This window comes from Scytonema sp. UIC 10036 (genome assembly GCF_009725235.1).
The window spans coordinates 26,212-38,085 of sequence record NZ_WJFC01000121.1; the positions used below are offsets into that span (position 1 = coordinate 26,212).

The window sequence follows — 11,874 nt, forward strand, 5'->3', positions numbered from 1 at the left end:
AAATGACCAAACCAGTTGGATATTACGTTTCCAGTGATGAAACCACTTTAATCGATGAAATGGTTGACTGTTTTGGGAACCAATTTGAGAATATGTCCGCAACAGAAAAGTGTTGGCTTTTATATCGCATCGGATACCAATTATGGTTCCATGATGCAGATGGCGAGGGAGTTAGCGAACCAGTTGAAAAAGCAATGAATCGGATTGAGCAGGAGCTTTCAACACAAGAAAGATTGTCTTTAATGGATGCACTTGTTAACCAACTGAAATACCAAATCCGCAAATTATAAAGCCAAAATAACCCACAGTGTTTGTTGCTGTGGGACTAGCACAAACCTCGCTTATGGCAACGAAATCGAGAGCTGATAAATACTTTCTACCAACTGGGATTTCTTTAATAGGAGGATTGCTAATCATTGCTCCATTATTCCTCAAAATCCCTTCTGACTACGCTACCTTCGTGGCTAAGGATACGCTCAATAAAAGTGAAACAATCAATCGAGACAGAATTGCACAACGCAAAGCCACTGCTGACTTAATCAAAAAGACAGGATTACTTCCATTCGGACGAACACTCCGAATAATTGATTATGACGATGGTCATAAACCTCCAAAACTAACAAGACAGACATTACAGCATTATTTAGCAGATGAAGTGGTGTTCGTCTATGACCGCAGCAGCACGTGTATCGGCAAGATTCAGAATCGTCGTTTTATTTGGAAACGCGATTCATCTACAGTTTGTAACGACGCACCAGTAATTAACTCAGATTCAGAATATTAAGGAGAAAAAGATGCAGAACAAACCTCCCCTAACAACTGCAGATGGCAAGACACCTCTAAGCTCTCCCAAAGGGCAAACCTCAAAAACAGATATCTTTAGCACTTTAGCTAAGTGGCTTGTTTTGATAGTTTCAATTATCCCCAGATTTCTTGCTTCAATTATGGAGCATTTCACGGAAGCGGGAAGTGTTGGTGCGCTCGCACTAGGCAGTCTCGTTTTTGTAGCAGGAGTGCTTTTTACAACTGATAGTTATTGGCAATCCCTTTTTCAAGGAGCTGCCTTATTCCCATTTTTTGAGCAGTCATGGGCAGGATGGTCGTGGTTGCCTGGGTTTACCGTATTCCCACAGCCACGGGCTTGGGCTGGTATTATTTTTAATCCAGCATTTGTGTTTGCAGTTAGCTTGTCGTTCGTAATTCAAATAATTCAAAGTGCGACTGTGAGAAATGCTGCATTTGGTGTAAAAGCTGTTGCGGGGATATCACCAAGGACTGTAGGGTTGATTGCTATAGCGTCTTGGACATTTGACTTAATCCAAACATTTAGCAGTCGAAATCCACTTCAATATAGTGACCCTGGTGATATTTTCAAATGCTTAATGTACAACTTGTTCACTATTGTGGCTGCTGAACTTGGTTATGTAGTTTATCGAATGCTCAAAGGGTAATAAATCGTGACCGCAATAAGCGTGATGCTGCTTCATCAAATGGAGTGCGGTCACGCATTGTCCCCTCAAAAAAGGGGCAGCCTTCATAGGTCATATAATCCCTAATACAGCTTGTAAAGTTGTTTTCAAGGCTGCCCCTTTTTTGTACGTGTAAGACCCTCGTGTCACCTGAACTTTAAAATAAAAAGGTTATGCCTGAAGAAAATAATAAACCACAAATCCCTCGCTTAGAAACACCTCAAACCCAGCATATTCGAGCATCATACCCAATAATTGAATATTTAGAGGATGGGTATGTTGCAGATTGGTTGAAGGAACGTAAAGACCAACTTTTGGAATTGGCTCGAGAAGAGAAATCTGGTATTGATGCTAATAAACTTGTAAGCAGCGCGGTACTGGTTGCAGGGTTTTTCTTTCATGCATTGTCACCGCTAGCACCTGTAGGTGTGGTATTGGGATTAGTGGGGTATGTACATGGGTGTTTTATTGACGCTAACCATACCGGATCGTTTTCACCATTTCCATTTGTTAGAGGAAACATTTTAGATTTGGCAGGTACTTTGGGAAATGCAGAACTTAGGGAGAAGGTTAATGACGATATTGACGAGTTCGAGCAATTGCAGCACTATCTATCCCCAGTAGAAAGGAAAGAATATCACTTATTAAATTCTCACTTTTCCGTGTTGACCGATTATCTAACACAAGTTGAACCTCTCAAAAGATTTCATGCTTACCGTTGGATACTAGACTGCTTTGTTCGCTATAAGGGGGCATTGCCCACCTCGGAACAAGTCAATGCTCATATGGCGAATGTCACAGCTGATATTCGGGTCGAGCGCACAAATCTCGAACTCCTGAGTCAACACCGTGCATACCTAGAGGCAAGGAAAGATAGAACCATTGACCAGATGAATGAAATTACTCCAATGCCCCTTGAAGAAATCAAATTTATTACTGACGAGCAGATGCGCCCTACTGACATTGGTTCTGAGACTAAATTAAATGCAATTAACGTGCCTTCCACACCTGTGGAGGATAAGCCCACAGAATTAGTTTCCTTTAAAAAAGAGATTCCAAATTTACCAAAACTATTGGCTTCTACTTTGAAACTAAGTTTAATTTGTGGCATTCCCGGTTGTGGTAAGGGAATCTTTGTGAGCAATGCCTTAGAAGAAGTCCGAGCACGCACAACCCGTAAAGTAAAAATCTTCTACATTGACCCCAAGAACGACCCCAAAGAAACTGCTTACTTTAGTGGAAGAGTTGATTATCTCTTTAGAAAAGATTTGATGACAAGTGACCCCCAAGACGCATTTGAGTGGGTTATTGAATGCCTCAAGAATTACGACGATTTTGATTGTGAAGGTGGTTATAAGTTGTTGGTATTTGATGAACTGCTTCTTACTTTAAAAACCCTGCAACTAATAAAAGGTGCCGTCCATTGGTTCAAAACCAAAATTACTGGATATGCCTCTTCTGGTGATTCTAGAGGAATTATCTTTTGGGGAATATCTCAAAATGCCCATGTTTCTGGATTGGGTTTTGATGGTGGGGACAGAACAATGTTCATCCCAGTTTTTATTGTAGATGCCCGCAACATTTCAGCATCAGAGGGATTGCTCGCATCCAAGATGATTCCAAGCGACCAACGTCTGTCTAGCAAACAAATTCAAGAACTGTGTTCTAAATCTGTTGTGGGTAGAGCCATTTACTTTGGTGGAATTAATAGATGGTATCCAATGCCAAAGTTAAACAATTACTCTGGATTTGATAGAGATACTCGGACATTTCTCCCAGGATTTGCACCCCCACCAAAAGGAGAGAAGCTAGCAGTAGATTACGATGCCGTTAACAGTTTAGAGAACACTTTTAAATTAGATGTAAACAAAGTACCAGATGTGCCAGAAGTAGAGCAAGTAGAAAATGCACCTGATGAGAAAGCAACTAGTTTTGATTTTAATAAAGGTCTTGAAGCATTGCGCTCGGCAGTTGGGAAAGATTGGATGAAGTTTGGAGAGGCTCGCAGTAGTTTAAAACCACTTCGTAAGGTAACACGAGATGTTGATGATGTGAAGCTACTTGTTAATTTCTTGGTGAGAGAGAGGGAAGCTGAAATAAAGGATAACGAGTTTTTTAGAATAATTAAAAAGCCTGACTGACCTTGCTGCCCACTCCTAGAGCTTGCCAAAATACCCCCAAAATTGCGGTCAGTCAGCACGGTCAGGGCAGGCATTCAGGACGGTCAGCAACGGTCAGATGCTTGTTTAGTAAGGGTCAGGGACGTTTAACTCTTTCTATCCCTCTGACGAATGTGCTGACCGGGCTGACCCAACCAATCCATGTTGCTGACCCAATCATAGACAAGATTTTATCCTCTACAAAATTGCAATTACTATTAGGAGATTAAAGGCATGCGTGTTGAGGTATTTGAGTCATTAATCGATTTTGGACATGCTGTAGGACTAGCTAGCAGCATTGCAGGAGCAACCATTATTATTGGCTCTATTTTCTTGAATAATCCGGAGCCTACAAGCAACAGCTTTAAAGATTGGTGGTTTATCCTTGTTTAGTGGATTGTTTTTAACGGGTGCTGCCTTATTCGAGAAACAGAGATTGGATGAAGCCTTTTTTGAAGAGACAAAGCGATTGGCGCATTGTATATAGGGAATCACGTAATTGTGAACCGGAGCCAATTTCAAATAAATATGCCAAATGTGTTAATTGCAAGTACTGGCATGGGGAAGAATATGAAGACAATTATTTAGTTTGTGCAGTGCATCCTGAGGGTGTTGAAGGTGAATACTGTGCAGATTGGTCGAAAGAATAAGGAGGAATATATGGATAATGACTGATGACCAACGCCCTATGTTAGACATAGCCCCTAGTAATGCACTCTTGGCTTTGTTTTAGTTACTATCCTAAATTTTCCCAAAAATGGGAGAGTAAAGCCAGATTGAGGGGTTAGTGTTGGTCACTCCAAAAATTGAGTGAGGATTTTTCACCCTTCAACCCAGATTCTATATCAAGAGCCGAACCTTTCTTGATACACTAGGAACAAAGGTTCATTCATGTCAAGAAACTGCTTCTTGAATTTACTGGCCGATTGGATGGTACAAACCATCATCCTTATAGCGCCAACCCGTTTTACTTGTATCCCGACCTCGAGACCACTTCTCAAACTCGACTTCGCTCAAATTTTTCCTTTGTTTGATTAGGGTGGATACATCAACTGCCAATCTGCGAGCTAAATTTTCCTCAGTAAAGGGCTGAAGTTCGAGAGCTTGTGGTACGTAGGGATTGTTGTACGGTGTTCTGTATCCCTTTCTTTGACCGTACTGTTTCTGCACAACGGCTGATTCCAGTATGGCGAGCTTCAGTGTAACGGCTTCGAGTTTCTGCTCCAAACTGCCCAAGGATTTCTCTAACTTTGCTGTCGATTGGTTATCGGTATCGCGATTTGAGTCAGCCAACCGGGATTCTAACTTTTCTACCCGGAGTGCCAGTTGCTTTACTGCTTCACTATTGCCCTCAAAATCGATATCGCTATTGCTATCAAGATTCGCTATCAACTCCTGCAACCCCATTAGTAGGGCAATGGTTAGACCCTCTCTGTGCAGTCGAGCCAACTCCTTCACCACCGGAATCAGCACGGTGGGGACGCGGAGCATTTGACTGGGTGGGGACTGTTTCGATGGAGATTTCAACGTTGACCAACCTTGATAGCGTATTTGCTTGCAATCATGCTATCAGAATAGAGATGCCAAAATTCAAACATCAGGTGAAGATGGTGGTGTTGATTCACCAGAGTCAGCAACCAGTTCAGCAATGAACTTATCCAACACCTTCACAGCAGTTTTGTACTGAGGAGATGTGGTAGCCACCTTGTTTTTACCTTGAGTCAGCGATTTGAGGATGCGCGAGCGTATTGCCTGTAAATCCGGTAATGGGGTTGCAGCTCTTTCCTGAGCTTCCTTATTATTCAGTCTCAAAAGTAACTCCTGATTCTCTACCTTGAGTGCTTCTATTTGTGCAAAAAGCTGCTCGTTCTCAGACGGCATTGTCTCTACCTCCATTGGCTGTTGTTGTGCTGATTTCTGCAACTGTTCTCGCTTATCTTTCCGCTCATCTAGAGCAGATTCTAGATTGTTCAGATTGCCCTGTAGTTCTTCTAGTTTCTCCTCTAGAACCTGAGTCAAACGCCATTCTAGATTTCTCTCTCGCTCATCTAGAATATCATCTAGATTGAATGGAAGTTGTGATTGGGCTTGGATTCTAGCTTCAATCCGAGAATCTATAATATAATCTAGATTATCTAGATGAGTGCTTCTTTTGGTATCAGCAGCAATTCTGTTTCCAGACCGATACCAGCGAATGAAATCAACCAGCACAGCCGAGGCGCTCGACCCTTCTGCTTTTGCCTGTGCCATGAAGTCCTTCCACTCATCTTGATTAATGCGGAAGGTGGCTAGAAACTTGTCTTTGTCAGCCATATTCTAGAATCCCATCTGTACAAGTCTAGATAGAATTATTGTACAGATAGATGTACAGCATGAGTATAGATTTTTAGGTTTTTCAGCTAAATCGAGCCTAATTGCGCTATATCGGCTTAAAAGGGCTTGAATGAAGAATTGGATGCCCACGAGAAAATAAAGGGCTTGGTGGGCATTGTAGAGAGTCTAATTCTCAATAATAAAGCTTGTTGAGAATACGCCGAGGCCTCTGCCCTCATTTTTTGAAGTCACGGGGGTCTTACACGGACAATGCGTCCGAGGCATTGTGTTTTGGGCGAGCATCCTACAACGCGGGGGAATAACTGTTGCATTAATCACAACATTGAATCGAAAAAGATATCAATCCAATGGCTTTTATGTGCCAATAACTACAACCATTACGGAGAATCAAAACTCTCAATCCAAGCTCCCCCAAGAATCGGCTAAATTTTGCTTTCGTGATGCTTGGAGCGAGCGATTTTCTCTTATGTAGTCGTTTATTCGGTAGAGTATGGTGTGGTATTATATGACGTTAATGGAAAGCCGCATTGTCATAAACGCCAGTAGATGGATATTATAAGTAGTTTTACAGAAAGTTCAATTACCTCTGTTGCCAGTCAACTGCTTTCATCAAATGATTTTTTGGCAGAGTTGCAGCAGAAGGCGCAAACTACCCAACGGGGGTATGCTGGCAATATCCGAATATTTTTTGAGTATTTCTTACAAAGGAAACCAACGCCAAGAGATATTGAAGAGTTTTGGGGGTTAGATGAACAGACGGCTAACGGGTTAATCCTCAAGTTTAAAAATCATCTGGTGACAGAAGGTAGGAAGGCGGCGACCATCAACCGTTATTTGGCTGCTATCAAATATTTAATTAAGGTGGGGCGTAACCTCAAGCGGTGTCAGTACCATTTTGACGGCGATCGCATCGAGTCATTGAAAGTGACAAAATACAGAGACACCAGGGGAGTAGGGGTGGATGAATATAATAAAGTTTTTGATGTGATTGACATTTCTTCAGTTAAAGGGAAGCGAGATTATTCCTTATTTTTGCTGCTTTGGGCAAATGTCTTACGTCGTGGAGAAGTTGCTAAATTAACAGTTGGGGATTTCGATTACCACGAAAACACATTAACTGTTTACGGTAAGGGCAAGGGCAATGATGAAACTAGAATTGATTTAAACCCTTTTGTTGCGGAGGCGATCTCTGATTGGTTGGGCTGTCGTACAAATCTCAAACCTAGTGACCCATTATTTATTGCACTGGACTTTCATAATGAAGGTCATCAGCTGACGGGCGATGGAATTTATGCGCTCGTGCGTAAGACTTGCGAAAAAGCTGGAATAACTAAGCGGATGACACCCCACAAAATTAGGCATTCAGGTATTACCGATGCTCTTGACTTGGCGGAGGGCGATTACCGCAAGGTTCAGCACCTCAGCCGTCATGCTGACCCAAGGACAATCCTGGTTTATGAGGACAACAAAAATCAGTACCAACTGGAGTTAACTAATAAATTAGCAGCTCGTGTTGGGAAAAAGCGCAAATCTTAATATCAAATTTCTGACTGTGATTTGAACCATAACGTGACCAAATGTTACTTAAAAGATAAAGTGGCAGTTGTGACTTAAAGAAAATGTTTGCCGCACTGGCAAGCTTTTACTTTAAATTGAGTCCAGAAATTCTATACTTAGACAGTAACTACGCTGATTCCTGAGACGGAATCCACTCTTATTGTGTTCAAATTCCGTCACTCTCAACATTTTTGGTTAGAAAGAGTTGACTGACAAAGGGCAAGCTTTTACTTTAGTTTTGAACTAATGGCAAGATTTTAGTTAAAACCGAATGATTCTGGTTGCGATCGCAACTTCAACTGACAGTATCTTATCCCACTATTTAAAGTAAAATTCTGCCGTTAGTTCAGAATTGAACTAAAAGTAAGCCGTTTGTCCATTGATAGCATTGTAAATAATTATACTTACTAGTTGAGAATTCCGTCAAAGTTACAGCAGTTTTCGTCACATAGACTACTAGATACTGTTGAAAGTATCAAGAAGCCGCAATTAATTAAAGTAAAAGCTTGCCACTGCGGCAAACATTTCCTTTAAGTAACAGCAGTTTTTATAAGCTCAAGGCTCTATTTGCACACTCCACTCAGACCAAGGTTCACAGTTTGACAGAATACTTCTCTCAAGACCCATTATGTTTCTATCGAGTTTTTCTTTAGTTTCATCAGAAAAAATATTGCTGTACCATTCTCTAATACGACCACTGCCAGCACCACTAATATTAGTCATTTGATAATAATCAGCAAGGCCGCGGCACTCTTCATTCTCCCGTGCCAGTTTCTCAAACAAGTAAAAGATCAAAGCACCTACTGGTTTAAAGTGAGCTACTTGACTCTCAAAGTTATTTGTATGTCCTATATATGCAGTGGTAGCTGCAAGCAAACGTCCAGATTTCTTTAACGCAAGGTCTGGGCTGAAACATTTCTTTAACAAAAGAGTATGTTGTGATGAAGCCCACGACCCTAGATCGGCTACACAAAGTAGGTCAATCATTTTTCTGGGATGATCAACTAGCCTGCGATCTTCTTCAATAAGCTTATTCGCAATATTTTCCACTGGTGTTGACCTATCTCCCTTCCAAGAATGAGAATGTGCTAATAGCCCATATATTATTGGAGTATTTAGGTCTTTAAAGGGAGAACCTTTTCTTGGCGTAAACAATGACTTTATTGCAATACAATTTTCTAACGCTTCAGTAATATGAGCAGCCTTTAAAGTAACTTTGCATTCAAAAGCAGCAGCTACACCTGCTGCAAGATAAAGTTTTTTGTTGAGTAGCTTCTTGGGATAGAATGACTTTAGTACGATTACATCAACTTGAGGACTTGTTTTCCCATCCTGACTTATAATTCTACCCTTCGTCACAACTTGATAAGTAGGTGGCAACCAATCCCTCAATAACTCTGCCCAGTTCTCTTCTCCTTGATCTCCGGCAGTGCCAGGATCTTCAGTAGCCCGTTTTTGAATACGCTCATACTCCAAGGACATTTCTTGGCTGATTTGTAACATGAAATCGAAAAGATCATGATTTTTGACTTCTTCCAATTACTTTCATCTCCCTTGATAAAAAGCTAACTTATAAGTTGCCTTAATCTTCGCCCTCTTTAGTTACGATAACGTTATGGTAACTAAACTCCCAATTCCTTAATAAACTCATCAAGCGCCAGGGCGATGCGCTCTTTGGATATTCTGCCCGCTTTGCCACGCGCCAGCGCTCAAGAACGCGATCGCATATGAGCTGCTTTAGTTGCGATCGCACGAACTGTCACGTACTTGGCACGAGCGAACGCTTGAAGGCGGGCGCTTTCTGAGCCATCGCACTCCCCACTCACAACTCAACTACTCATCCATCTGGGTTCCCAGGTTTTTGAATTGTTCCAACGCTTCTACTACTCCGACTTCATCCGCTTTTCGGATAAATGCACCAGCCAATTCTTCTAGCAAATCGCTTCTGTCTATCTCTACCCCCTCATCCGCCAAATCCATTAGCGCTCGGTTGATTTGCCTGCTTAATTTCTTGGGAATGCGAAAAGTGGTTTGGGTGTAGTCCGGATTCTCGCGCTTGGCTAATTTCTCTTTTGACTGCTTAGATGGTTGAGTTTCTGGGTACCCAAGTTGAGGACTGCTTTCAAGCACTTGGGATGGTTGGGTGACTGACTGCTTAGATGGTTGAGTTTCTGGGTACCCAGGTTGAGGAACATTTTCAAGTGCAGGTGTTGACTCGGATGATTGAGTTGCTGGTTGTGAGGGTTGCTGGCTTTCTGGGTACCCAGGTTTTTGGGCGCTATCATGTGCCGCCCCCAAGACTTCACTAAATCGGCTTACTCTTGGATTGCCCGAACCACTTCGTTTTTTACCTCTGTCCAATCCCGCCATGCCACCTTCCCTCCTCGAACTTTATAAACGGGAACTCCCAACGTTACTGCATCCTTATATGCTTTGTAAAACCGAATCCCCCGGCTTAATACTGGATACCCCTGAGCCAATAGTGCTTCCATCGCTTCAATTCCGTCCTTTTGTGGCGGTGGTGGCACCATAGTCAGCAATACCCGCCAATTGGTATCCTCTGGCAAGGACTTAGCCATGAGTGCCATTGCGTCCATGCTCAGTAGGTCTGGTGGAGTTGGGACAACCAGCAAATCGCAACCCCTCGCCAATTCCTCAACTTCTACATCATTGGGTCGGGCTGGTGTGTCAAAGATGATGAACTCGAACTTCTGCTGACGCATGAGTTTGGCCGCTTCCTTTTCCCCACACACCTGAAACGGCAGTCCCCCCGGTCTTGCCCAAGTAGTAGCCGAACGGTTGGGGTCAGCGTCGATAACCAAAGTTGCCCCGTCCTCACAAAACAGTGAGGCAAGGCAGATAGCCGAAGTGGTTTTCGCCACTCCTCCTTTAAATGAGCTTAGAGAGATGATTGGCATAATCTCCCCCTCCTTATGTTAAGAGCATCATAGCGCTACCTGGGTACACGTTTAACTTGGCTGGTTGGGTACCCAGATGTGTAATGCCTCATTTCTCTAAGCATCTGGGTACCGTGCCCTGAAAGTATTGAGACCTGACGGGGTGTAATTTCCGGCAATTACGAGGTGAGATCTGTATCAATATGTTTTTTTTATTCAACTTCTTTCATGACTATCTCCTTTAAATTGACTTTATAAAGTTCCAAGAAATCTTCATCAAGAATTCCATCTTCTACGGATTTTATCAATTCAGTAAATTTGGGGATTTACCAAAAAGAAAAAACAGCCAAGAATTGATTATCAAGCTAAAAACATTCTTTGACTTCCCTTGCAGTCGCACACAGTCGCGCATTGCATTAAATACTTATGCATCTACCCATTCTGCTATTTCTTGAAAGATTTCTGATAGCTCTTGAGCCAACTTCTCTTGAGAGTGACTGCCCGACATTTGAGAGAATATTGTTGTTGCTGCCCTGGTAATATGGGCGAAGCTCTGTAAAAATATCCTGAACCTGGAGCGCTCTCCCGACTGCAACAAATCATCTTATGGGTTGTTGAGTAGCGGTTCTAATGTTAGAGAACCGCAAATTTTGTTTTGCCTGAAGAGTTGTCCCCTGAGAAGATACTACTTTTTAATATCAGTCAGACTCAGAGTATTTCATTGATTCGAGAGAGCCGTAAAAATCCAACTCAAGAAAGTTATTTTCACTTTCTTGAGAGTCAGATACACCTATATTTAGAAAAAGGAATATTTATGACTATTGATGGAGCAGGTAACACATTATTGTCAGCTAGGGAGTTCAATATCACTCCTACCACACAAACATTCACAGATTGGGTAGGTTCGTCCGATCTCGACGATTTCTACCGCTTCAGTCTCAGCAATAGTAGCAGTTTCAATCTTGCCCTCAATGGTCTAGTAGCTGATGCTGACGTACAGTTGATTCGGGATGCTAACAGCAATGGGATCATCGATAGCGGTGAAGTTATTGCCAGTTCAACTAACGGTAGCACCACTGCTGAATCTATCAGCCGTACTCTGGATGCAGGCACTTACTACACTCGGGTCTATCCCTTTAATGGTGCTAATACCAACTACAACTTGAGCGTCTTTGCGACAATCAATGACTTTGCTGGAAACAACCTCAACAGCGCACGTCAGATTAACCTAGATTCAGTAGCTAGCACCTACAGTGATTGGGTGGGTTCATCTGATACTGATGACTACTACCGTTTTAGCCTCGGCACGAAGAGCAGTTTCAATCTTGCCCTCAATGGTCTAGTAGCTGATGCTGACGTACAGTTGATTCGGGATGCTAACAGCAATGGGATCATCGATAGCGGTGAAGTTATTGCCAGTTCAACTAACGGTAGCACCACTGCTGAATCTATCAGCCG

The 11,874-nt window shown here is 42.4% G+C and carries 12 protein-coding genes; 7 read left to right on the forward strand and 5 right to left on the reverse strand.

Features of this window, described 5'->3' with window-relative positions; translation table 11 throughout:
- The first annotated feature begins 2 nt into the window (after window positions 1-2).
- The 5 genes from F7734_RS39040 to F7734_RS39060 all read left to right on the forward strand — a co-directional run bounded on the left by F7734_RS39040 (window position 3) and on the right by F7734_RS39060 (window position 4,021).
- Window positions 3-290, forward strand: a complete 288-nt coding sequence (locus F7734_RS39040; RefSeq protein WP_155749812.1) for a hypothetical protein — start codon at window positions 3-5, stop codon at window positions 288-290.
- Between the two features lie 53 nt (window positions 291-343).
- On the forward strand, window positions 344-784 hold the full coding sequence (locus tag F7734_RS39045; RefSeq protein WP_155749813.1) for a hypothetical protein: 441 nt from the start codon (window positions 344-346) through the stop codon (window positions 782-784).
- Between the two features lie 10 nt (window positions 785-794).
- Window positions 795-1,451 (forward strand): hypothetical protein, encoded by a 657-nt coding sequence (locus tag F7734_RS39050; RefSeq protein WP_155749814.1) that lies wholly within the window; start codon window positions 795-797, stop codon window positions 1,449-1,451.
- 191 nt (window positions 1,452-1,642) lie between these two features.
- Window positions 1,643-3,610, forward strand: a complete 1,968-nt coding sequence (locus F7734_RS39055) for a hypothetical protein (protein ID WP_155749815.1) — start codon at window positions 1,643-1,645, stop codon at window positions 3,608-3,610.
- 252 nt (window positions 3,611-3,862) lie between these two features.
- Complete coding sequence (locus F7734_RS39060) at window positions 3,863-4,021, forward strand: hypothetical protein (RefSeq protein ID WP_155749816.1); 159 nt, start codon at window positions 3,863-3,865, stop codon at window positions 4,019-4,021.
- A gap of 522 nt (window positions 4,022-4,543) precedes the next feature.
- Here F7734_RS39060 and F7734_RS39065 read toward each other — a convergent pair.
- Window positions 4,544-5,155, reverse strand: a complete 612-nt coding sequence (locus F7734_RS39065) for a hypothetical protein (RefSeq protein WP_243147324.1) — start codon at window positions 5,153-5,155, stop codon at window positions 4,544-4,546.
- Window positions 5,156-5,218: 63 nt separating this feature from the next.
- Window positions 5,219-5,941, reverse strand: a complete 723-nt coding sequence (locus F7734_RS39070; RefSeq protein WP_155749817.1) for a hypothetical protein — start codon at window positions 5,939-5,941, stop codon at window positions 5,219-5,221.
- Between the two features lie 567 nt (window positions 5,942-6,508).
- Between F7734_RS39070 and F7734_RS39075 the strand changes: the two genes are divergently transcribed.
- Window positions 6,509-7,498, forward strand: coding sequence for a tyrosine-type recombinase/integrase (locus F7734_RS39075; protein WP_155749796.1), 990 nt, complete (start codon window positions 6,509-6,511; stop codon window positions 7,496-7,498).
- A gap of 576 nt (window positions 7,499-8,074) precedes the next feature.
- Here F7734_RS39075 and F7734_RS39080 read toward each other — a convergent pair.
- The 3 genes from F7734_RS39080 to F7734_RS39090 form a co-directional block, all read right to left on the reverse strand.
- Complete coding sequence (locus tag F7734_RS39080; protein ID WP_207714319.1) at window positions 8,075-9,058, reverse strand: DUF6602 domain-containing protein; 984 nt, start codon at window positions 9,056-9,058, stop codon at window positions 8,075-8,077.
- Between the two features lie 294 nt (window positions 9,059-9,352).
- A complete protein-coding gene (locus F7734_RS39085; protein WP_155749797.1) occupies window positions 9,353-9,889 on the reverse strand; it encodes a hypothetical protein in 537 nt (178 codons plus the stop codon).
- Window positions 9,835-10,437 carry a ParA family protein gene (locus tag F7734_RS39090; protein WP_155749798.1) on the reverse strand — a complete coding sequence of 201 codons (603 nt, stop codon included), beginning with the start codon at window positions 10,435-10,437 and terminating at the stop codon, window positions 9,835-9,837. The genes F7734_RS39085 and F7734_RS39090 overlap by 55 nt, the downstream gene beginning before the upstream one ends.
- Before the next feature lie 793 nt (window positions 10,438-11,230).
- On the opposite strand from F7734_RS39090, the gene F7734_RS39095 reads away from it, so the two are divergent.
- A partial coding sequence (locus tag F7734_RS39095) for a pre-peptidase C-terminal domain-containing protein (RefSeq protein ID WP_207714320.1) occupies window positions 11,231-11,874 on the forward strand: 644 nt, incomplete at its 3' end.